Source organism: Sphingomonas sp. TF3 (genome assembly GCF_003985085.1).
Classification (GTDB): domain Bacteria; phylum Pseudomonadota; class Alphaproteobacteria; order Sphingomonadales; family Sphingomonadaceae; genus Sphingomonas.
Genome location: NZ_RWKS01000009.1, coordinates 79,893 through 101,607 on the forward strand (window position 1 = coordinate 79,893; position 21,715 = coordinate 101,607).

Sequence of the window (21,715 nt, forward strand, 5' to 3'; positions counted from 1 at the left end):
GCCGCCCCCGCGCTCGTGCAGGCCCGTTTTTAGCTCTCGTTACGCGCCAGCCATTCTTCGAGCCACTTGATCGTATAGTTTCCGTCCTGGAAGTCGGGATCCTCGATCAAGGCCTGGTGTAGCGGGATGGTCGTCGTCGGGCCTTCGATCACGAACTCCTCGAGCGCGCGGCGCAGGCGGCGGATCGCGCCGGCGCGGGTGGTGCCGTAGACGATCAGTTTGGCGATCATCGAATCGTAATAAGGCGGCACGCGGTAACCGGCATACAGCCCGCTATCGACGCGGACGTTCATGCCGCCGGGCGCGTGATACGCCTTCACCAGGCCGGGCGACGGCGCGAAGGTGCGCGGATCCTCGGCATTGATGCGGCATTCGATGGCATGGCCACGGAATTGCACGTCTTCCTGGCGCAGCGTCAGGCCATGGCCTTCGGCAATGCGGATCTGCTCGCGCACCAGATCGAGCCCGGTGATCGCCTCGGTCACGGGATGTTCGACCTGTAGGCGCGTGTTCATTTCGATGAAATAGAACTCGCCATTTTCCCACAGGAACTCGATCGTGCCAGCACCGCGATAGCCCATATCGGCCATCGCCTTGGCGCAAATGCCGCCCATGCGCGCGCGGTCTTCTTCGCCCAGCACGGGCGATGGGGCTTCTTCGAGCACCTTCTGGTGGCGGCGCTGGAGCGAGCAGTCGCGCTCACCCAGATGGATGGCGTTGCCATTGCCGTCGCCGAACACCTGGAATTCGATGTGGCGCGGGTTGCCGAGATATTTTTCGAGATAGACGGTCGCATCGCCGAACGCGGCCTTCGCCTCGCTGCCGGCCTGCTGCATCAGCGTTTCGAGCTGATCCTCGGAGGTGCAGACCTTCATGCCGCGCCCGCCGCCGCCCGAGGCGGCCTTGATGATGACGGGATAGCCCGCTGCCGCCGCGATTTCCTTGGCCTCGGCCAAATCGCTGATCGGGCCGGCCGAGCCCGGCACCAGCGGCAGGCCGAGCGCGCCTGCGGTGCGCTTGGCTTCGATCTTGTCGCCCATGGTACGGATATGTTCGGGCTTGGGGCCGACGAAGATGATGTCGTGCGCCTCGACGATCTCAGCGAACTTGGCGTTTTCGCTGAGGAAACCGTAACCCGGATGGATCGCGTCCGCGCCCGAGATTTCGGCGGCGGAAATGATGTTGGGGATGTTGAGATAGCTCTCGACCGCCGAAGGCGGCCCGATGCAGATTGCCTGATCGGCCAGGCGCACATGCATCGCATCGCTGTCTGCGGTCGAATGCACCGCGACCGTCTGGATGCCCATTTCATGGCACGCACGGTGGATGCGCAGCGCGATCTCACCGCGATTCGCGATCAGCAGTTTCTTGATTTCAGGCATTCGTAACTGTCCAATCCGCAAACCCAGGACGCCGTTCGCCCTGAGCCTGTCGAAGGGCTACCCTGCTCTGGCGAACGGGCGCAAAAGGAGGGCAGGGCTTCGACAGGCTCAGCCCGAACGGTTCTCTGGTCATTCCACCACGACGAGCGGCTGGTCGAATTCGACCGGCTGGCCGCTTTCGACGAGCACGGCCTTCACCGTGCCGGCGCTGGGGGCGAGAATCGGGTTCATAACCTTCATCGCCTCGACGATGAGCAAGGTATCGCCCGCTGCAACCGTGTCGCCAACGCTGACGAACGGCTTCGCTTCCGGGTTGGGCGACAGATAGGCGGTGCCAACCATCGGCGATTTGACCGCGTTGAACGCGGCCTGCGGTGCGGCGACGATCTCGGCGGGTGCCGTGATGGCCGCAGTGGGTGCGCTTGCTGCGGGCGCGGGGGCATATTGCACCGCGGCGGCAACGGCGGCAGCCTTGCGCGCGATGCGGATCTTGCGACCGCCATCCTCGACTTCGATTTCGGTCAGCTGCGTGTCATCCAGCAGCTGGGCGAGCTGACGCACCAGATCGACATCGATCCGCATTGCATCGGTGTGTGTTTCTTCGGCCATACGACCCCATTATCTCCCTTATTGCGGCGCGTCCTGTCAGAGTCGCGCCGCCGCTTCAAGCGCCAGCAGATAGGAAAGTGCCCCAAAACCGCAGATCGTGCCCTTTGCCACAGGCGAGATACGGCTGATATGACGAAAAGCCTCACGCGCATGCGGGTTGGACAAGTGGACTTCGATCACCGGCGTGCGGATCGCCTTGATCGCATCGTACAGCGCGATCGAGGTGTGGGTGAAGGCCCCGGCGTTGAGCAGCACGGCCTTGGCGGGCAGCGCCTGGGCTTCGTGCAGCCAGTCGATCAAATGCCCTTCATGGTTTGACTGGCGCAGGTCGATGTCCAAGCCGAGCTCGCGGGCGCGGTCTTCCAACTGGCCGGCAATGTCGTCGAGCGTTTCATGCCCGTAGATTTCGGGCTCGCGCGTGCCGAGCAGGTTCAGGTTCGGGCCGTTGAGGACGAAGATGGTTTCGGGGCTGATTTTGGGCATCTGGGCTCGCTTTCTGATGGCAGCGCGGTTTCCCCGCCCTATATCAGCGCACACCATTCCTCCACCCGTTCGTGTCGAGCGAAGTCGAGACACCCGTCACGACATTGGCGCAGGTGTCTCGACTTCGCTCGACACGAACGGCAAGGGGAGCGTTCAACGGGATTGAGACGTACATGCACACCGATGGAACCCTGACGATCCAGATCAATGGCGAGCATCGCCGTGTGCGCGCTGGGTTGAGCCTGGCCGATCTTGCCGCCGACCTTGGCTTGCTGCCGGAAAAGGTGGCGGTGGAGCGCAATCTGGAAGTGGTGCCGCGCTCGACGCTGGCGCAGGTGCAGGTGGAAGATGGCGATACGCTGGAGATCGTCCATTTCGTCGGCGGCGGTGACCATGCCCCCGCAGCGAAGGCCGACACCTGGACCGTGGCGGGCCGGACGTTCCGTTCGCGCCTGATCGTGGGAACGGGCAAATATAAGGATTTCGCGCAGAATGCCGCGGCGCTGGAAGCCTCGGGCGCCGAGATCGTTACGGTAGCGGTACGACGCGTCAATTTGTCGGATCGCAATGCGCCGATGCTGACCGATTTCATCGACCCCAATAAAGTGACCTATCTGCCGAACACCGCGGGGTGTTTCGATGCCGAATCGGCGATTCGCACGCTGCGCCTGGCGCGCGAGGCGGGCGGCTGGGATCTGGTGAAGCTGGAAGTGCTGGGCGAGGCCAAGACGCTGTACCCCGACATGGTGGAGACGCTGCGCGCGACCGAGGTGCTGGCCAAGGAAGGTTTCCTGCCGATGGTGTACTGCGTCGATGATCCGATTGCGGCGAAGCGGCTGGAAAATGCGGGCGCGGTGGCGATCATGCCGCTGGGCGCGCCGATCGGATCGGGTCTGGGCATCCAGAACCAGGTGACGATCCGGCTGATCGTGGAAGGGGCGAGCGTGCCCGTGCTGGTCGATGCCGGGGTCGGCACTGCGTCCGATGCGGCGGCGGCGATGGAACTGGGTTGCGACGGCGTGTTGATGAACACCGCGATTGCCGAGGCCAAGGACCCGGTGCTGATGGCGGCGGCGATGAAGGCGGGCGTCGAGGCCGGGCGCATGGCGTATCTCGCGGGGCGGATGGGCAAGCGGCGCTATGCCGATCCCTCCAGTCCTTTAGCGGGGCTCATTTGACCCGCGCGCTGTTATTCCGGCGACGATCGGCCTAGCCTTGCGCGCATGATGCACCGCCTTCTTCCCATCGCCATGCTCCTGACGGCGTGCAGCGCGCCGCAAGCCGACACCACCGCTTCGGCGTTCGAGGTTCCAGCACAGGCGGTGACGCTGACGGCGGCGGATGGAAAGCGCGTCTTTGGGCGGCTGTACCGTGCCGAGCATCCCAAAGCGACGATCCTGCTGTTTCACCAAGCGGGATCAAGCAAGGACGAATATCGCACGATCGCGCCGCGGCTGGTGGCCGCAGGCTATAGCGCGCTGGCGATCGATCAGCGCGCCGGTGGGACGCTGTTCGGCCCGAACGAGACCAGCGCACAATATCCGCATCCCGCAACCTATCTGGAGGCGGTTCCCGATCTGCAAGCCGCGATTGACTGGGCGGCGCAGCAGCACGCCCCGGTGATCCTGTGGGGGAGCAGCTATTCGGCTGCGCTCGTCTTTGTGGTGGGGGCGAGCAATCGCCAAAAAATAACCGCGATTTTGTCGTTTTCGCCGGGCGAATATTTCGACAATAAGCAGCTTATAAAGCGCGGGGCGGCGCAGCTATCGGTCCCTGCCTATATTACCGCCGCCGCCAATGATGAGGAAACCGCCGCCGCCAAGAGCATTGCCGATGCGATGCCATCCCGCCTGGTGACGCGCTATATCCCCAAGCAGGGCGTGCACGGCTCTTCGACGTTGATCCGCGCCAAAGACCCAAAGGGCGCGGAAGACAATTGGTTGCCTGTGCTCGCTTTTCTGCGGAAAGTGGCCCCTTAAGGCTTACGCGCTAGCCAAACGCCCGCGCCGCCGCAACTGGCGTCTTCGGCGACATACGCCATTTCGACCAGGCCGCCCGCTTGGATCGCCGCGCTGTAATTCGCCGCCTCCAAGTCGGCGCGGTAGGGGGTTCCACTGCGATAGTCGTCGCGCGTCGGGTCGCGGTCGGGCGGCGCGTTGAACAAGAGCCGCCCGCCGCGTTTCAGCCAGTCGGCGGCGCGGCGCGCCATCAGCGCCTGGTCGGCGTGGGTAAACCAGGTCAGCGAATTCCAGGCGATCACGCCGTCAAACTGCCCGTCGAGCGTGACGGTGCGCATATCGGCCTTGACCCAGCGCTCGCGCGGGAACCGCGTTTGCGCCAAGCTGATCATCGATTGCGCGTGATCGACCCCAACGACCGCGTGGCCGCGCGCGATCAGAAAGCGCCCGATCGGCTCGCCGGCGCCACAACCAAGATCGAGGATCCTGCCACCGCGCGGCAGCGGCTCGATCATGCGTTCGATCCAGTCGCGCGCCTCGAACGCGCCAGGGCGGATGGGTTTAGCCAAGGTGTTTGGGAACCTGTTCGATTTTAAGCTGTTTTACAATCAGAAGCCGCTGATGTCGTCCAACCGACATCGCCCCTTCTTGGCGCAAGACGGAAAGGAAGCTCTCATGGGCGAACTCATCGACAAGATCAAAGGCAACGTCAACGAAGCCATTGGCAAGGCCAAGCAACACAGCGACAATCCTGACACGCAGGCCGAAGGTGCTGCGCAGGAGCTGAAGGGCAAGGCCCAGCAGACCGCAGGCAAGATCAAGGGCGCGCTCGGCGACGATATCTGAGCCAGCCTGACGTGGTGAAAGGAGGCCGCTTCGCTACCGCGAGGCGGCCTTTTTCATGGCGGTCAGCGTGGTGCCCGCGGTGATGGTCTCCACGTCAGTTTTGAGGTGGAGCAGGCGCACGCCGGTCTGGCCCATCGCGCGGGCGAGGGCGGGGGCGAACTCTGCCGTCGTCTCGACCGTTTCCGCCCAGCAGCCATAAGCGCGGCCAAGCGCGGCAAAGTCCGGATTGGCAAGCGCGGTGCCGCTCACGCGACCGGGAAATTCGCGCTCCTGGTGCATTCGGATCGTGCCGTAAGCACCATTGTCGATGACGAGGACGAGCATGTTTGCGCCGTGCGCCACCGCCGTCGCGAGCTCCTGCCCGTTCATCAGGAAGCACCCGTCGCCCGCGAGCGCGACGACGGTGCGATCCGGATGGCGCAAAGCGGCGGCGGTGGCGGCGGGGACGCCGTAGCCCATTGCACCAGCGGTGGGGGCGAGTTGGCTGTTGCGCTCGTACCGCCAGTAGCGGTGCCACCAGCCGGAATAATTGCCCGCGCCGTTGCAGATAATGCTGTCCGCCGGAAGTTGATCGCGCATCGCCGCGACGCACGGACCGAGATCGAGTTTCACGCCCGCGCGCGGGGCGGGGGTGGACCAGGCGAGATAGTCGGCATGGGCTTCTCGTGCATCGGCGCGCGGCTCGGGCGGCTCCTTTGCGCTGACCAGAGCGTCGGCGATCGGCCACATGCCCGCACAGATCGCGATGTCGGCGCGATAGGTGCGGTTCAATTCGTTGGGATCGGGGTGGACGTGAATGAGCGTCTGGCTGGGATGATCGGGCGTGAGGAGCGTATAGCCGTCGGTAGTCGCTTCTCCCAGGCGGGGACCGACCACCAAAAGGACGTCGGCTTGCTTGATCCGCGCGACCAGTTTGGGGTTCGGGCCATAACCGAGGTTGCCGGCCCACACCTTATGGGTATTGTGGATGGCATCCTGCCGCCGGAAAGCTGCGGCGACGGGAATGCCCCATAGCTGGGCAAAGTGGCTGAACGCGGCACCAGTGGCCAAATCCCAACCGGCACCGCCGACAATCGCCATCGGGGCCTTGGCCTGGCCGATAGCATCGAGCGCACGCGCGACCAGATCGGGATTGGGCATCGAATCCACCCGTTCCACCCTCGGGCGATCCACCGCCACCACCTGATCGAGCAGCATATCCTCGGGCAACGCCAGCACGACCGGGCCGGGCCGTCCCGAGATCGCGACGTTCCAGGCCCGCGCGACATATTCGGGAATGCGGCGGGCGTCGTCGATCTTGGCGGCCCATTTGGCGATGGGGCCAAACATCGCGGGAAAGTCGATTTCCTGAAACGCCTCGCGGTCCTTGGTTCCGCGATCGACATCGCCGATGAACAACACCATCGGCTGCGAGTCCTGCATCGCGACATGCACCCCGATGGAGGCATTGGTCGCACCCGGGCCGCGCGTGACGAAGGCGACGCCCGGCCGCCCGGTGAGCGCGCCATCGGCACAGGCCATGAAGGCGACGCCACCTTCCTGTCGGCACACCACCAGATCGATTTCGGGCGTGTCGTGCAGCGCATCGAGCACCGCGAGGAAGCTTTCGCCGGGGACGGTGAAAATGCGGTCGCAGCCTTGCGCGACGAGTTGGTCGACCAGGATACGGCCGCCAGTGCGGGGGGGAGGGGCTAAGTTCATCGTCGGTTTTTAGCGACGAAGCTGCGGCTTGGGTAGGGCGCTCTCGAGCCGAGCGCGCGCGAGGCGCGTGGCCGCGAGTGTCGGGAATTTTGACAGTGTCGCGTGGTGCAGCACCTACGTTAACCACCAAAGCCTTAGAAAATCAGAGCTTTGCGAAATCTGGCACGTAGGGTGCTATACCTAGGACATGCCGAGCGGTAATCGCTTCAGCAGGGCGGGCCAGCGCACCAGCGCACCAGCGCGGCCCGCCCGACCCGGCAATCAGCCCGCTTTCACGACACCTTGCTCTTCAAGCAGCGTCGCAAGCTCACCGCTTTCATACATTTCCATCATGATGTCGGACCCGCCAATGAACTCGCCCTTCACGTAAAGCTGGGGAATCGTCGGCCAATCCGAGAATTGCTTGATGCCCTGCCGCACGCCTTGATCCTGCAGCACGTCGACGCTGTCGAATTCGGCACCGAGATGATTGAGGATCGCGACGGCGCGGCTGGAAAAACCGCACTGTGGGAACAGCGGACTACCCTTCATGAACAGCAGGACGTCACTTTTGCCGACGAGTTCGGCGATACGGATCTGGTCTGGGTCGGTGCTCATCGTTTTACTCCTGTACAGGCACGGCGGTGGTGAGTTGCAGGGCGTGCAACACCCCGCCCATGCGGTCGCCGAGCGCGGCATAGACCGCGCGTTGTTGTTTCAGTCGCGGCAGCCCGCGAAAACTCTCGGCGGTGACGCGCGCCGCCCAATGATCGCCATCACCGGCGAGATCGGTCATTTCGACGCGCGCGTCGGGGATGCCCGCGACGATCAGCGCCTCGATTTCGTCCGCCGCCATCGGCATTATTCGGACCCCATCAACTGACGGCGTGCTTCGACCGTCTTTTCCTCGATCGCGCGCCGGATCGCCGCTTCGTCGATCGCGACATTGGCTGCGGTCAGATCGCTGACGAGCTTGCGGATGACGTCTTCGTCGCCGGCCTCTTCAAAATCGGCCTGGACCACGGCCGTTGCGTAAGCGTCGGATTCCTCTTTCGTCAGGCCCATCAGTGTAGCGGCCCATTGGCCGAGCAAACGGTTGCGTCGCGCCACGATGCGGAAGGCGACTTCTTCATCGCGGGCATATTTGGTCTCGAAGGCGCGCTCGCGATCGTCGAAAGTGGTCATGTGGATGGTCCCTTGGGCCTGACGAATAACGCAAGGGAGATAAGCGTGACGGGGGGCGTGCGCAACGCCCGTGGTGAAAGCAGTACAAATGTATCCTTGCGTATAGTTGTAGCGGTTGGCGGTAGCCCAATTGCCGCAGGGCGGTATAAGCGCAGCCGATCGCCTATGTTCAATCGGGAACCGCAAACCGCCAATGCCGCCTCTTCCCGACCGACCTTCTTCGAACGGCACGCTTCGGCCGCCCGGCACGCATGGTTTCCTCCCGTCGCTGCCCGAGGCGCATCGCACGCTGAAGGTATGGGAAACGGGAGATGTCCGTCGGCCGCGCTGGCGGCAATGGCTTGGTTTCGCCGGTCCTGGCTTCATGGTGTCGGTGGGCTATATGGACCCTGGCAATTGGGGGACCGATCTCGCCGGCGGCAGCCAGTTTGGCTATGCGCTGTTGTGGGTGATCCTGGCCTCCAATCTGATGGCGATCTTCCTGCAGGTCTTGTGCGCGCGGCTCGGCATCGTCACCGGGCGCGACCTCGCCCAAACCTGTCGCGACCATTACCCCCGTCCTGTGGCCGTCGGCCTGTGGCTGTTGTGCGAAATCGCGATCATCGCGTGCGATCTGGCCGAAGTGATCGGGTCGGCCGTTGCGCTGAACCTGTTGCTTGGGTTGCCGCTGGTGTGGGGTGTGCTGGTAACCGGGCTCGACGTCCTATTCCTGCTGCTGCTGATCAATTTGGGTTTCCGCAAGATCGAGGCAGTGGTGATCGTGCTCGTTTCCACGATCGCATTGTGCTTCGCCTATACGATCTATCTCGCGAAGCCCGATTGGGCTGCCGCTGCGCTTGGCGCGATTACGCCATCGATTCCCAATGAAGCGGCATTGGTCGTTGCGCTGGGAATTCTGGGGGCCACTGTCATGCCGCACAACCTGTACCTGCATTCCGCAATCGTGCAGACGCGCGCCTTCGGCAGGGGTGCACGCGATATCAAGGCCGCGCTCGCGTTCAACACAATCGATACGGTGCTGGCGCTCGGTGCGGCGTTCTTCGTTAATGCCGCCATTCTGGTGCTCGCGGCGGCAGTGTTCTGGCGCGGCGGCGTGATGGTCACTGAGTTGCAGGATGCGCACCAGCTGCTGCGTCCGGCGCTGGGCGGGGCGGCAGCGACCGCATTTGCGCTGGCGTTGCTCGCTTCGGGGCAATCGAGCACCATCACCGGGACGCTTGCCGGGCAAATCGTGATGGAAGGGTTTCTGCGCATTCGCATCGCGCCGTGGCTGCGACGTCTGGTGACGCGATCCCTCGCGATCATCCCGGCGCTGATCGTGATTTCGGCGACGGGGGGCAAAGATACTGTCGAATTGCTGGTCGTCAGCCAGGTCGTGCTGTCGATGCAACTGCCCTTCGCGATCTTTCCGCTGATGCTGGCGACGAGCAGCCGCGAGCAGATGGGCGAATATGCCAACCCTGGCTGGGTGAAGGTGCTGGGATACGCGATCTGCACGGTGATTGCGGTGCTGAACGTCTATCTGCTCTGGCAGACGATCGGCCCGGTGTGGGTCGGTGCGATGGCGGCGGGATTTATCGGATTTACAGGATATGTGCGGTTTCTCAGCCCCTCCCCGGCACTGGCCAGGGAAGGGTGAGGCGAGCAACCTAGCCTATTCTGCGACGGTGACCACGAGTTTGCCGATCGCTCCGCGCGCGGCCATCTTGGCGATGGCCTTGCCGCCATCTTCGAACGCGAAGGTCTCCGTCACGCGTGGCGCGATCTGGCCGTCTCTCCACAGCAAGAACAGCCGTTCGATATGCGCGCGGTTCGCCTCCGGGTCGCGCGCCGCGAACGCACCCCAAAATACGCCGCACACGTCGCAGCTTTTGAGCAAGGTGAGGTTGAGCGGCAATTTCGGGATGCCGGCGGGGAAGCCGACGACGAGATAGCGTCCTTCCCAGCCGATGGAGCGCAGCGCGGGCTCGGCATAGTCACCGCCGACCGGATCGTAGATCACGTCATAGCCGCTTTTACCCCCAGCACCCTTGAACTGTTCGGCCAGGGCCTTGGACTGGTCCTTGTCGAAGGGCGCGCGGGCATAGACAATCGTGTCGTCCGCACCGGCTTGGCGGGCGGCCTCGGCCTTTTCCTCGGACGAAACCGCCGCGACGACGCGCGCGCCGAAGGCTTTACCAAGCTCCACTGCGGCGAGGCCCACTCCGCCTGCGGCACCGAGGACCAGCAGGGTTTGCCCCTCGGCAAGGTGTCCGCGGTCGAGCAGGGCGTGGATCGTCGTGCCATAGGTCAGCAACAGCGACGCGCCTTCGGCGAAGCTGCGGCCTTCCGGCAAGCGATACAGGCTGGTGACGGGCAGGGCGATCTTTTCGACCAATCCACCCGACCCCGTTGTTGCGATCACGCGATCGCCGGGCTTCCAGTCGGTCACGCCTGCGCCGACGCTGTCGATCACACCCGCAATTTCGCTGCCCGGCGCGAAGGGGCGCGGCGGCTTGAACTGATATTTGTCCTCGATGATCAGGACGTCGGGATAGTTGATCGAGCAGGCCTTGACCGCGACCACCACCTGGCCGGGCCCCGCCACCGGGTCCGGCAAGGTATCGATGACTAGTGTTTCAGGTCCGCCCGGTGCCTTCGACAACAATGCCCGCATGTGCCCGTTCTCCGATCATCCACGGCCGGTGTTCAGCTACCCCGGCTTCGTATTTCGAAATCTGGGTATCTCTTGCCAGCGTGAGGCCGACTTCGTCCAGCCCCTCCATCAGGCATTGGCGGCGGAAGGCATTTAGTTCGAACGGAAAACGGTCCTGATAGGGAGTGGTGACGGTCATCGTTTCGAGGTCGACGGTAATTGGCTGGTCCTGCGCGACCGCGAGCAGCCGGTCGATCGCATCTTGTGGCAGCACGACCGCGACAATCCCGTTCTTGAAGGCGTTTCCGGAAAAAATGTCGGAGAAACTGGGCGCGATCACGGCGGTGATGCCCATGTCGGCAAGCGCCCAGGCAGCATGTTCGCGGCTAGAGCCACAGCCGAAATTGTCGCCCGCGATCAGGATCTGGGCTCCGGCGTAGCGCGGATCGTCGAAGACATTGCCCGCTTGCGCGCGCACCGTTTCGAACGCGCCCTTGCCAAGGCCCTCTCGCGTGACGGTCTTCAGCCAATGCGCAGGGATAATGACGTCGGTATCGACGTTCTTCTGTCCCCACGGATAGGCCGTGCCGGAAACGCGCGTTACCGCCTGCATCACTGCGCTCCCGCTGGGCGATAGCCGCCGGAGCCCATGCGAAATATTTTCATCACGGAATATTTTCCTCAGGTTTCCGACCCGACCGGCACGACAGGCGGGTCTGCAGCACCAGCAGCCGGTTATTTGCCGGTCGAAATGCCGATCGCGCTGGTCTTGGCGGTGGCGGCATAAGCGGCGAGACCGCTCAACACGGTGCCCATGATAAGCACAACCAGAACACGCTTCATACTCGATCCCCTTCCGCGGGATGTGTTACCAGATCTCGCACGTCACACAATTTACCCGTCACCGCAGCGGCTGCGGCCATCGCCGGCGACACCAGATGCGTCCGCGCGCCTGGGCCCTGCCGTCCTACGAAATTACGGTTCGAAGTGGAAGCGCAGCGCAACCCCGGTGGTACTTTGTCGGGGTTCATGGCGAGACACATCGAACAGCCCGGCTCGCGCCATTCGAACCCGGCGGCGAGGAAAATGCGGTCGAGCCCCTCGGCTTCGGCCTGGCGCTTGACCAGGCCGGATCCTGGCACGATCAGCGCGTGCACGCCATCGGACACGCGGCGTCCGTTGGCGACCGCGGCGGCGGCCCGCAGATCCTCGATCCGGCTGTTGGTGCAACTGCCGATGAAGACATAGTCGACGCCGATATCCTGCATCGCGGTGCCGGGGGTGAGCCCCATATATGCAAGCGACTTGCGCGCGGCATCGCGCTTGGCCGGATCGGCGAAGCTCTCCGGATCGGGCACGGTGCCGGTAATGGCGATAACGTCCTCGGGCGAGGTGCCCCAGGTCAATTGGGGCGCGATGTCGGTCGCGTCGAGCGTCACGACGCGATCATAGATCGCACCGGGGTCACTCGGCAGTGTCTGCCAATAAGCGACCGCCGTATCCCAGGCGGCTCCGCGCGGTGCCATCGGACGGCCCTTGAGATAGGCAAAGGTCGTTGCGTCGGGCGCGATCAAGCCCGATCGGGCACCGCCCTCGATCGACATGTTCGAAACGGTTAGTCGCCCCTCGATCGACATCTCGCGAATGATCGACCCGGTATATTCGAGCACATAGCCCGTGCCGCCTGCCGCGCCGATCTTGCCGATGATGGCAAGCGTTACGTCCTTGGGGCTGATTCCGAAGCCGAGCGTCCCATCGACGCGCACTTCCATCGTCTTCGACTGGCCGAGCAGCAGGGTCTGTGTGGCGAGCACATGCTCGACCTCGCTCGTGCCAATGCCAAAAGCGAGCGCGCCGAGCGCGCCGTGCGCCGAGGTATGGCTATCGCCACAGACCAGGGTCGTTCCAGGTAGCGTGAAGCCCTGCTCGGGGCCGACAACGTGGACGATGCCCTGTTCCGGGGCGAGTGCATCGATATAATCGATGCCGAAATCGCGGGTATTGCGTTCGAGCGCGTCAAGCTGCGCCGCACTTTCCGGATCGGCGATCGGCAACGGGGCACCCGCCGCATCGCGTCGTGCCGTCGTGGGCAAATTGTGATCGGGCACCGCCAGCGTCAGATCGGGGCGTCGCACCGTGCGCCCGTTGGCGCGAAGGCCCGAAAAGGCCTGCGGGCTGGTAACCTCATGGACGAGGTGACGATCGATGTAGATCAGGCAGGTGCCATCGTCGCGGCGTTCCACGACGTGATCGGCCCAGATCTTTTCGTACAATGTGAGGGGACGGCTAGCCATTGGAGGTCTTTAACCGAAAGATGCGCCGTTTCAAGGATTAGGTAACAGAATGTTACGTCACCGTCAGCGCGTGCGCGGACAGTCCCTCCGCGACACCGCTAGCGGATATAATGGGCTGTGGTTTTGGCAGCGATCTCTTCGGGGGTGACTCCGGGAGCCGTTTCGATCAGTTTGAACGGCGATTGATGATCGGGGCGCTGGAACACCGCCAGATCGGTAACGATCATGTCGACGACGTTCTTGCCGGTCAGCGGCAGCGTGCAGGCGGGAATGAACTTCGGGTCCCCGTTCTTGGACGTATGTTCCATCACCACGATGATCTTCTTGACGCCCGCGACGAGATCCATCGCCCCGCCCATGCCCTTGATCATCTTGCCCGGGATCATCCAGTTGGCGATGTCGCCATTTTCAGCGACTTCCATCGCGCCGAGCACGGTCAGATCGATATGGCCGCCGCGGATCATCGCGAAACTGTCGGACGAACTGAAATAGGCCGATTGGGGGAGTTCGCTGATCGTCTGCTTGCCGGCATTGATCAGATCGGCATCTTCTTCGCCGGCGAGCGGGAAGGGGCCGATGCCGAGCATGCCGTTTTCGGACTGGAGCGTCACTTCGACGCCTTCGGGAATATGGTTGGCCACCAGAGTGGGGATGCCGATGCCGAGATTGACGTAGAAGCCGTCCTGCAGCTCGCGTGCGGCGCGCGCGGCCATTTCGTCACGAGTCCAGGCCATTACTTCTCTCCAGATGCGGGGGGCGACCAGCGCTTGTCGGCGGGAAAAACATCGTCGAGCCCGCCCTTGAGCGCGGTCCCGTAAACCGGGTTGGGGAGCACAAACCAGAAGCGGCCCCACATGCCGTGGATGGCGGGCGAGGAGACCGCCGCTCGGCGCTGTTGCGGGGTGCCGGTGAACAGGTCGGAGAAATCGCCGAGTTGATCTCCGCCCATCGCCACCACGCAATAGCGCGCGGCAATCGCCCGACGCCGCGAATCCTTGCCCGAGCCGCTGCCGAGGTCGCCCTTCAGCCACAGCGTTTCGCCGTGTTTGGCAGAGCCCAGACCGGCATGGGCGATGGCGGCCTCGGTGAAGGCGGCGTTGGCGGCACTGCGGTTGGTGTTGAACACCACGGTTACGCCCATGTTGCGCAGTTCGTTGACCGCAGCGACAGCGCCGGGCACGGCTGCGACCCGGTCGACCCCGGCCTGCTCCCATTGCAGCCAGTGCGCCTCGTCATAGGGCGCACCCGGATGCGTCGCATCGTCATATTCGAAGCCGAGATTGAGCAGCAGCGTTTCGTCCACGTCGAACACGACCGCGCGAGGGCGGTCTCCGCACGGCAAGGTGGCCGGCTGGTCGAGCGTCGCATCGGGGGTGAGCACCGCCGAGGTGCGGTCGCTCAGCGCCTTGGGGTCGGCCTTTTCGCTCGCCAGGCGGCGGCGCACGGCATCGACCAGCGTGTTATACGCCTGATGATCGAGCGCGGCGGCTTCGCCCGAGCCGTAGAGGAATTGCATGCCGGGTGTGACAGTGGGGGCCACCACGGGGGCTGGTGCAACTGTCGCCTGCGGTACAGTCGTGCACGCGGACACCATCAAAGCGAGCGCGAGCACCATCCCCCTCCCGCTTGCGGGAGGGGTTAGGGGAGGGGCGTGTCTGTCGAGCGCGATCTGGGGTTCAAGCCCTCCCCCAGCCCCTCCCGCAAGCGGGAGGGGAGCAGAAGAGCGAACTTGCGACGGTCGCATCACGCCGCCTCGCGAACAGTGCGGAATTCGATCTTCTTGTCATAGGGCGCGCCGACGATCAGCCGCTGGACATAGACGCCAGGCAAATGAATGCAGTCGGGATCGAGCGCGCCGACGGGAACGATCTCCTCGACCTCGGCCACGCAGATCTTGCCCGCAGTCGCCATCGGCTGGTTGAAGTTGCGCGCGGTCTTGCGGAAGATCAAATTGCCGCTTTCATCCGCCTTCCAGCCCTTGATAATCGCAAGGTCGGCGCGAATGCCGCGCTCGAGGATATACTCCTCGCCGTCGAAGGTCTTCACTTCCTTGCCTTCTGCAACCAGCGTTCCGACGCCGGTCTTGGTGTAGAAGCCCGGAATACCGGCCCCGCCAGCACGACAGCGCTCGGCCAGCGTGCCTTGCGGGCAAAATTCGACCTCAAGCTCGCCCGACAGATACTGCCGCTCGAATTCCTTGTTCTCGCCGACATAGGACGAGATCATCTTCTTGACCTGGCGCGTGCGCAGCAGTTTTCCAAGGCCCTCACCGTCGATACCGGCATTGTTGCTGGCGATCGTCAGATCCTTGGTGCCCGCGTCGCGGATCGCGTCGATCAACCGCTCGGGGATGCCGCACAGACCGAAGCCGCCCGCGCAAATCGTCATGCCGTCATGAAGCACTCCTTCAAGAGCGGCGGCGGCATTGGGATAAAGCTTGCGCATCGGCGGTGCCTTTCGATTTTGGGCGTCGAGTACGGCGGGGAAGGGCAGACGGTCAAGCCGCTGATTCTGGTGGGCGGTACAGCTTAAACCCTGGTGCCGAACACATGCCCGATCCCGGCCGTCACCGCCATTGCCAGCGCGCCCCAGAACAGCACGCGCAATGCCCCTTTCCACAGGTTCGCGCCGCCGACATAGGCCCCCGTTGCGCCCAAGACGGCCAGTAGCACCAGTGTCGCCACCGCGACCGCTTCGACCAGCGCGGTGCCCCGGAAAAGAAACGCCATCAACACCGGGAAGATCGCGCCAACGGCAAAGCTGGCGGCCGATGCGATGGCGGCTTGCACCGGTTTTGCCTCCATCGCTTCGTGGATGCCCAGCTCATCGCGCATGTGGGCACCCAGCGCGTCATGCGTCATCAACTGCTCGGCGACTTGCGCAGCCAGCGCCGCGTCGAGCCCACGTTGGCGATAGATCGCGGCAAGTTCCTTGGCCTCGGCCATGGGGTCTTCGGCGAGTTCGGCTGCTTCGCGCGCGCGCTCCGCACCTTCTGTGTCGGCTTGTGAACTGACTGAAACATACTCGCCGGCCGCCATCGACATCGCGCCGGCGACCAGGCCGGCGATCCCGGTCGTAAGAATAGCGCTCTGGCTCTGCGCGGCGGCAGCCACGCCCACGATCAGACTGGCTGTCGACAGCAAGCCGTCATTTGCGCCGAGCACCGCCGCCCGCAACCAGCCGATACGCTGGACCACATGTCTTTCACCGTGCCGAATCACGCTATCGCCCTAGCCATGTTGGTCTCAATGCGCCAGCGCAAGGCCGGGCCTCGGCCATGGCATGCGCACCAGCCGTCCCGTACCGGACAGGGTGATATAGGCGGTCTGCCGGTCGACCCCACCCCAGCAGATGTTGGTGGTGAAAGGGTCCGGAGTCGGGACGAATTCGACCAGCGCCCCCGCCGGTGAAATCACCGAAATGCCGCTTTCGCCGATCGTCGCGACACAAATGTTACCGCATTCCTCGATCCCCAGCGAATCGAAGAACGTATAGCCAGCCGGGCGGTACAACGGGATGCCGGCTCCGCCGATCCCGACGGTCGGGTCCACCTTGCCGGGTGCGGTGATATCGAAGGCCATCAGCCGACACGTGTAGGTTTCCGCGACGTACAACCGCCTGCCGTCCGGGGAGAGGCCGATGCCGTTGGGGTTTTCGCTGGGGAAAATGACCTCTTCGAGATGAGTTCCATCTGCCTTCGCATAGAAAATGCCGGTGACGTCACGCTCCCGGTGCCGGGTCTTGCCGTGGTCGGTAAACCAGAAGCCGCCGTGGGAATCGAACACGATGTCGTTCGGGCCGCGCAGTACGCAGCCAAAGTCTCCGTCGCGGTATAGGATTTCGACGGCCCCGGTCGCGGGATCGATCCGTTCGATGCGGCCGCCGGAATAATCGTGCGCTTGCCCGTGCGGGATCAGCAGCCCGGCGGGGTGCTCAAAATATTCGAATCCTCCATTGTTGCAGCAATAGAGCATCCCGTCGGGACCGAGCGCCAGGCCGTTGGGGCCGCCGCCCGGCTCTGCCACCGTCTCAATCGTTCCGTCGGCGCGAACGCGGCTGATCCTGCCCGCTGCAATCTCGACCAGCACGACGCTGCCATCGGGAAGGGCGACGGGGCCTTCCGGGAAACGCAGGCCGTCCGCGATCGTGGCTAGGGTCACCCGAACTCTCCTGTTTTTTTTGTTCTATCGCTGGGTCGGGGGACTGCAAGGGGCCTCTTGACTACGCATGTAAACAATATGATTACATCCGTAGTCAGTACGGAGGCGAGTCGAATGGCCGAGCGAATCAGTGATGCCGAACATGCGGTGATGGAGGTGCTGTGGGATGAAAGCCCGCTGACCGCACAGGACGTGGCGGAACGGATCCCGGCGACGCGCGAATGGACCTCCAACACCGTCAAGACGCTATTGGGGCGGTTGCTCGCGAAGAACATCATCGCCCATGAGGAGGACGGCAGACGCTATCGCTATCGTCCATTGGTGCAGCGGGAAGATTACGTTGCGGGCGAATCGCGCAAGCTGATGGATCGCCTGTTCGGCGGCAAATTGAGCCCGCTGGTCGCGCACCTCGCCGAGCGGGATGCGCTGACGGCACAGGATATCGCCGAAATCGAGGCATTGCTGAAGGAGCTCAAGGCATGATCGGCTGGCTCATCGAGGGTTTGATCGCGTCGACCGTGCTGATGGTGGCGGTGCTGGCACTGCGTGCTCCGGTGCGCAAGGCATTCGGGGCCGATATCGCTTACGCCCTGTGGCTGCTGCCGGTGCTGCGCTTGCTGCTGCCGCCATTGCCGAGCGCTTGGCACGCGGCGGCGGTCGCCCCGGTTCTGCGCGCCAGCCAACAAGTTACCGTTCTCTTCGTCGATCCGATTGGCGAAGGGTCCGTCGGTCCGGCGGTGCAGCCCTTTGGGGCGATGCTTGCCCCGGTACTTGCGATATTGTGGATCGCTGGGGCGGTGGCGTTTTTCGGGTGGCATTGGCGACGGCATGTGCGGTTTTGTCGCCGCATGCTGGACCAGGGGGCGGCTACCGACGATCTGGACGGTGTTCAGGTAATCGAAACCGACGCGGCCACCGGCCCGCTCGCCTTTGGCGTGTTGCGGCGTTACGTCGCCTTTCCGCGCGATTTCGCCGAGCGCTACGAACCTGAAGAGCGCGATCTCGCGCTGGCGCACGAGCTTGGTCATCATGCGCGCGGCGACCTTATCGCGAACTGGGTCGCGCTGGTCGTGCTCGCCCTGCACTGGTTCAATCCGATTGCCTGGCGTGCGTTCCGCGCCTTTCGGGCCGACCAGGAAATCGCCAACGACGCGCGTGTACTCGCGGGCATGAACCCGATGCGACGGCACACCTATGCCTGCGCGATCCTAAAGGCGGCGCACCCGACCTTCCTGGGTGGCGCGGTGTCGGCGACCTGCCACCTTCACACCATCAATGACTTGAAAGGGAGATTGAGGATGCTGACGACCACCAAGATATCGCCGGTACGTCTGGTAACCGGGGCAGGGGCGCTGTCGCTGCTCATCGTCGCCGGGCTGGGCCTGACCGCCTCGGGAACGGCCGCCGTCGCCAAAGTGCGGAAGTCGGTGGAGACGGCGACCGGGGTTGATATCGCGCGCCTCGACCAAGCGTCCGTGCCGCCGCCGCCCGTTGCTGAGGCAGCGGCACCCGCACCCGCTGATGTTTCGGAGCCGCCCGTGCCTCCGGCCCCGCCGCGCGCCACGACAACCACCACCATGACCGACACGACCACCACCATCGCGGAGGATGGAAAAGACCATCGCAAAGTCGTGCGCGTCATCCGCCGCGACAAGGACGGCAAGGTGACCTTGGAAAACCTCTCCGGGATGGAGAATATGTCGGGGATAGAGACCATTCCCGAGGTCACGTCGGCGCGCTGCAGCTCTGAGGGCGACCCGCGCCAGATGGTTCTTCATCGTGAAAAGGACGGCAAGAAGCTCATCGTCATCTGTTCGAACCGTATCGAAAAAGTGGCGGCGGAGGGCGCTGCGATAGCCGCGAACAGCAAGGATATCGAACGCAAGGCTTACGCCGGTGCTTTGGCGGGCTTGCGTGCGGCGCGCGAGAAGATGTTGCGGTCCCCCGAGATGGGGGCGGAGGCCCGCGCGCAGGCCTTGGCAGGGATCGACACCGCTATCGCCGAAATCCAGGCGGACATTGCCAAGGTGGAATGACCGGGCAGGGTCGTACGGGCTTGCGTCTGCCCGCACGACCCGCCATCTCGGCCGATATGAGCGAGCAATTTCCCGGTGTGCCCGAGCAACTCGAGCCCCTCGTCGTGCGATTGCTTGCCCCCAATCCGTCGCCGTTCACCTCGACAGGCACGCAAGTACATTTGGTCGGTACCAGCGACCTCGCGGTGATCGATCCCGGCCCGGACACGCCAGACCATATCGCGGCGATCGTCCACGCCATCGCCGGGCGTCCGGTCCGGGCGATCGTGATCACCCACACTCACCGCGATCACAGCCCCGGCTCGCGCCCGCTCGCGGCGGCAACGGGCGCGCCGATCGTTGGATGCGCGCCGCTCGCGCTCGATGACGATCGTGTCCGGAGCGATGCATCTTTCGATCGGGAGTACGCGCCCGATCGTATTCTGACGGAAGGCGACTCGGTTGCGGGCGACGGCTGGACACTGACCGCGCTCGCGACGCCGGGCCACACCTCCAACCATCTCGCCTTTGCGCTGCCCGAGAGCCGGGCGTTGTTCACCGGCGATCATGTAATGGGCTGGTCGACCAGCATCGTCTCGCCGCCCGACGGAGATATGGCGGCGTATATGGCAAGCCTGGAAAAGCTGCTGCCGCGCGACGACCGTATCTATTATCCCGCGCATGGCGATCCGGTTACCAATCCGCAGCGGCTGGTGCGCGGGATGCTCGGCCATCGCAAGCAGCGCGAGGGGCAGATCCTGCGGCTGCTCCGCACCCAGTCGGCGACCATCGCCGTGATGGTCGAGCGGATGTACGTCGGCATCGACCCGCGCTTGTTTCCAGCGGCCGAGCGATCGGTTTTGGCGCATTTGATCGATCTGGCGCAGCGTGGCGAAGTCTGTGCAGACGGTGATGTGTGGAGCGTAAAGGAATGACTTTCGTCGGAAAGTTTGCGGCGGCGCTGGCCCTGATCACCGTGTTCATCCTCGCGCTGGTGTGGGGCATCGGCGCGATGGTCGAGCACAAGCTCGCCGGGCCCGATCCTGTGACCATCGCCAGTGGGTCGCTGCAGGGACTGCGCGAGCAGAACCGCCTGTCGGCCTTCGCGGCACGGTTCGTCGCGGTGTCGACCTCGACACAGACGCAATTCGGCTTGCAGGCGAAGAAGACGCTCATCATGCCGGGGACCGTGGAATATCACGTCGATATGGCGAAACTGAACGCGCGCGACGTAACGTGGGACGCCAAGACCCGCACGCTCGGCGTAGTACTGCCGCCGGTCGAAGCATCGGCACCGCAGATCGACATGACGCAGATCCGTGAATATGGCGAAGGCGGAATCCTGTCCAAAATTACCGACGCCGATGCGAAACTCGAGGCGGCAAACCGCGCTGCCGGTCAAAAGGAACTCGTACGCCAGGCGCACGAAGCGGTGCCCATTCGCCTCGCCCGCGACGCCACGCGCCGTGCGGTCGAGCGGAGCTTTGCGCTGCCACTCAAAGCGGCCGGTTTCGACGCGACCGTCAAGGTGCGCTTCGCGGATGAGGGGCGCGACGGCAGCGAAGTGTGGGATACGACCAAGTCGATCGCCGAAGTTCTGGCAAACCGCCAATAAGGCGTGACGCGGTTCCTCCAGCGCCAATCCAATGGTATAGAGCCCCAGCGATTCGGTTTCGTCGGGGGGCGAATATGGCATCTTTAGCAGAACCACATTCCGCGGTCGCGAAAGACGATCGTTTCTTTTTCATCACTTCGCTGATTATGGCGGCGATCGTCGTCGCGGGCTTCTCGTTGATGATCGTCACGGGGCGCTCCAGCTTCGCCTCGCCGCCGATTGTCCATGCCCATGCCGTGGTCTTCATGGGCTGGGTGGTGTTGTATGTGACGCAGAATGCGCTGGTCGCGCGGGGCTCGATCGCGCTGCATCGTCGGCTTGGCTGGATCGGGGCGGGCTGGATCGTCGCGATGGTTGTGCTTGGCACGATCGTGACGGTGCGCCTCGTACGGCTCGGCCATGCGCCTTTCTTCTTCCCGCCTGCTTTGTTTCTGGTGCTGAATCCGGTGACGATCCTGACGTTCGCGGCGTTGACGACCGCAGCGATCGTGCGGCGGCGGCAGACGGAATGGCATCGACGGCTGCATTTTTCCGGAATGGCGTTGCTGCTGGGCCCGGCATACGGGCGATTGCTGCCGATGCCGTTTCTGATCCCTTACGCTTATGAGGTTGATGTTCTGGCAGTCCTGATCCTCCCCATCGTTGGCATGGTGTTCGATCTGCGTCGTACCGGTAAAGTGCATCCGGCCTGGTGGTGGGGCCTTGCAGCGATCATCGGATCGACCGTGCTGTCCGAAGCGATCACCTACAGTCCGCTCGGAACCGCGCTCTATCGCGCGGCGACGGCAGGATCGCCGGGCGCATCGGTTGCGCCGCTGGCCTATCCGCCATTCCCGCCACTCTCTTGATCGCG

At 63.9% G+C, this 21,715-nt stretch carries 25 protein-coding genes; 9 read left to right on the top strand and 16 right to left on the bottom strand.

Annotated features, from left to right (window positions below):
* Positions 1-29: 29 nt before the first annotated feature.
* The 3 genes from accC to aroQ form a co-directional block, all read right to left on the bottom strand.
* A complete protein-coding gene (accC, locus tag EJC47_RS10020; RefSeq protein WP_126847300.1) occupies positions 30-1,382 on the bottom strand; it encodes an acetyl-CoA carboxylase biotin carboxylase subunit in 1,353 nt (450 codons plus the stop codon).
* Positions 1,383-1,511: 129 nt separating this feature from the next.
* Positions 1,512-1,991 carry an acetyl-CoA carboxylase biotin carboxyl carrier protein gene (accB, locus tag EJC47_RS10025; RefSeq protein WP_126847302.1) on the bottom strand — a complete coding sequence of 160 codons (480 nt, stop codon included), beginning with the start codon at positions 1,989-1,991 and terminating at the stop codon, positions 1,512-1,514.
* A gap of 36 nt (positions 1,992-2,027) precedes the next feature.
* Positions 2,028-2,474 (bottom strand): type II 3-dehydroquinate dehydratase, encoded by a 447-nt coding sequence (gene aroQ / locus EJC47_RS10030; protein WP_126847304.1) that lies wholly within the window; start codon positions 2,472-2,474, stop codon positions 2,028-2,030.
* A 173-nt stretch (positions 2,475-2,647) separates the two neighbouring features.
* Here aroQ and thiS point away from each other — a divergent pair, with 173 nt between their 5' ends.
* Both thiS and EJC47_RS10040 read left to right on the top strand, forming a co-directional pair.
* Positions 2,648-3,652, top strand: coding sequence for a sulfur carrier protein ThiS (gene thiS / locus EJC47_RS10035; RefSeq protein ID WP_126847306.1), 1,005 nt, complete (start codon positions 2,648-2,650; stop codon positions 3,650-3,652).
* A gap of 45 nt (positions 3,653-3,697) precedes the next feature.
* A complete protein-coding gene (locus tag EJC47_RS10040) occupies positions 3,698-4,453 on the top strand; it encodes an alpha/beta hydrolase (RefSeq protein WP_260591536.1) in 756 nt (251 codons plus the stop codon).
* On the opposite strand, the gene EJC47_RS10045 is transcribed toward EJC47_RS10040, so the two are convergent.
* Positions 4,450-4,947 carry a class I SAM-dependent methyltransferase gene (locus EJC47_RS10045; RefSeq protein ID WP_126847308.1) on the bottom strand — a complete coding sequence of 166 codons (498 nt, stop codon included), beginning with the start codon at positions 4,945-4,947 and terminating at the stop codon, positions 4,450-4,452. The two genes, EJC47_RS10040 and EJC47_RS10045, sit on opposite strands and share 4 nt — an antisense overlap.
* 160 nt (positions 4,948-5,107) lie before the next feature.
* Between EJC47_RS10045 and EJC47_RS10050 the strand changes: the two genes are divergently transcribed.
* Positions 5,108-5,278: a CsbD family protein gene (locus tag EJC47_RS10050; protein WP_029622322.1), complete on the top strand. Its 171-nt coding sequence runs from the start codon at positions 5,108-5,110 to the stop codon at positions 5,276-5,278.
* Between the two features lie 33 nt (positions 5,279-5,311).
* Here EJC47_RS10050 and EJC47_RS10055 read toward each other — a convergent pair whose 3' ends face one another.
* From EJC47_RS10055 to EJC47_RS10070, 4 genes are all read right to left on the bottom strand, one after another.
* On the bottom strand, positions 5,312-6,979 hold the full coding sequence (locus EJC47_RS10055) for a thiamine pyrophosphate-binding protein (RefSeq protein ID WP_126847310.1): 1,668 nt from the start codon (positions 6,977-6,979) through the stop codon (positions 5,312-5,314).
* A 261-nt stretch (positions 6,980-7,240) separates the two neighbouring features.
* On the bottom strand, positions 7,241-7,576 hold the full coding sequence (gene grxD / locus EJC47_RS10060; protein ID WP_010402645.1) for a Grx4 family monothiol glutaredoxin: 336 nt from the start codon (positions 7,574-7,576) through the stop codon (positions 7,241-7,243).
* A gap of 4 nt (positions 7,577-7,580) precedes the next feature.
* Positions 7,581-7,820 carry a BolA/IbaG family iron-sulfur metabolism protein gene (locus EJC47_RS10065; protein ID WP_010402646.1) on the bottom strand — a complete coding sequence of 80 codons (240 nt, stop codon included), beginning with the start codon at positions 7,818-7,820 and terminating at the stop codon, positions 7,581-7,583.
* Positions 7,820-8,143: a DUF1476 domain-containing protein gene (locus EJC47_RS10070; protein ID WP_033963241.1), complete on the bottom strand. Its 324-nt coding sequence runs from the start codon at positions 8,141-8,143 to the stop codon at positions 7,820-7,822. The genes EJC47_RS10065 and EJC47_RS10070 overlap by 1 nt, the downstream gene beginning before the upstream one ends.
* A gap of 193 nt (positions 8,144-8,336) precedes the next feature.
* On the opposite strand from EJC47_RS10070, the gene EJC47_RS10075 reads away from it, so the two are divergent.
* A complete protein-coding gene (locus tag EJC47_RS10075; protein WP_126847312.1) occupies positions 8,337-9,782 on the top strand; it encodes an Nramp family divalent metal transporter in 1,446 nt (481 codons plus the stop codon).
* Between the two features lie 15 nt (positions 9,783-9,797).
* Here EJC47_RS10075 and EJC47_RS10080 read toward each other — a convergent pair whose 3' ends face one another.
* From EJC47_RS10080 to EJC47_RS10115, 8 genes are all read right to left on the bottom strand, one after another.
* Positions 9,798-10,799, bottom strand: a complete 1,002-nt coding sequence (locus tag EJC47_RS10080; RefSeq protein WP_185867631.1) for an NADPH:quinone oxidoreductase family protein — start codon at positions 10,797-10,799, stop codon at positions 9,798-9,800.
* Positions 10,762-11,391 carry a 3-isopropylmalate dehydratase small subunit gene (gene leuD / locus EJC47_RS10085; RefSeq protein ID WP_126847315.1) on the bottom strand — a complete coding sequence of 210 codons (630 nt, stop codon included), beginning with the start codon at positions 11,389-11,391 and terminating at the stop codon, positions 10,762-10,764. The genes EJC47_RS10080 and leuD overlap by 38 nt, the downstream gene beginning before the upstream one ends.
* 226 nt (positions 11,392-11,617) lie before the next feature.
* Positions 11,618-13,072 (bottom strand): 3-isopropylmalate dehydratase large subunit, encoded by a 1,455-nt coding sequence (leuC, locus tag EJC47_RS10090; protein WP_033963240.1) that lies wholly within the window; start codon positions 13,070-13,072, stop codon positions 11,618-11,620.
* 98 nt (positions 13,073-13,170) lie between these two features.
* Positions 13,171-13,806, bottom strand: a complete 636-nt coding sequence (locus EJC47_RS10095; RefSeq protein ID WP_033963239.1) for a CoA transferase subunit B — start codon at positions 13,804-13,806, stop codon at positions 13,171-13,173.
* Positions 13,806-14,687: an HAD family acid phosphatase gene (locus tag EJC47_RS10100; RefSeq protein WP_126847317.1), complete on the bottom strand. Its 882-nt coding sequence runs from the start codon at positions 14,685-14,687 to the stop codon at positions 13,806-13,808. Before EJC47_RS10100 ends, EJC47_RS10095 begins: the two co-directional genes overlap by 1 nt.
* A 128-nt stretch (positions 14,688-14,815) precedes the next feature.
* The gene (locus EJC47_RS10105; RefSeq protein ID WP_033963235.1) at positions 14,816-15,517 is read right to left on the bottom strand and encodes a CoA transferase subunit A; all 702 of its coding nucleotides are present in this window, start codon (positions 15,515-15,517) and stop codon (positions 14,816-14,818) included.
* Positions 15,518-15,600: 83 nt separating this feature from the next.
* Positions 15,601-16,293, bottom strand: a complete 693-nt coding sequence (locus tag EJC47_RS10110; protein ID WP_033963230.1) for a VIT1/CCC1 transporter family protein — start codon at positions 16,291-16,293, stop codon at positions 15,601-15,603.
* Between the two features lie 24 nt (positions 16,294-16,317).
* A complete protein-coding gene (locus EJC47_RS10115; RefSeq protein WP_126847319.1) occupies positions 16,318-17,232 on the bottom strand; it encodes an SMP-30/gluconolactonase/LRE family protein in 915 nt (304 codons plus the stop codon).
* A 114-nt stretch (positions 17,233-17,346) separates the two neighbouring features.
* On the opposite strand from EJC47_RS10115, the gene EJC47_RS10120 reads away from it, so the two are divergent.
* The 5 genes from EJC47_RS10120 to EJC47_RS10140 all read left to right on the top strand — a co-directional run bounded on the left by EJC47_RS10120 (position 17,347) and on the right by EJC47_RS10140 (position 21,710).
* A complete protein-coding gene (locus tag EJC47_RS10120; protein ID WP_033963229.1) occupies positions 17,347-17,715 on the top strand; it encodes a BlaI/MecI/CopY family transcriptional regulator in 369 nt (122 codons plus the stop codon).
* On the top strand, positions 17,712-19,268 hold the full coding sequence (locus EJC47_RS10125) for a M56 family metallopeptidase (protein WP_126847321.1): 1,557 nt from the start codon (positions 17,712-17,714) through the stop codon (positions 19,266-19,268). Before EJC47_RS10120 ends, EJC47_RS10125 begins: the two co-directional genes overlap by 4 nt.
* 56 nt (positions 19,269-19,324) lie before the next feature.
* Positions 19,325-20,182, top strand: a complete 858-nt coding sequence (locus EJC47_RS10130) for an MBL fold metallo-hydrolase (protein WP_126847466.1) — start codon at positions 19,325-19,327, stop codon at positions 20,180-20,182.
* Positions 20,179-20,862 (top strand): DUF4230 domain-containing protein, encoded by a 684-nt coding sequence (locus EJC47_RS10135; protein WP_052191980.1) that lies wholly within the window; start codon positions 20,179-20,181, stop codon positions 20,860-20,862. Before EJC47_RS10130 ends, EJC47_RS10135 begins: the two co-directional genes overlap by 4 nt.
* A 74-nt stretch (positions 20,863-20,936) precedes the next feature.
* Positions 20,937-21,710 carry a hypothetical protein gene (locus tag EJC47_RS10140; RefSeq protein WP_033963223.1) on the top strand — a complete coding sequence of 258 codons (774 nt, stop codon included), beginning with the start codon at positions 20,937-20,939 and terminating at the stop codon, positions 21,708-21,710.
* The last annotated feature ends 5 nt before the right edge of the window (positions 21,711-21,715 follow it).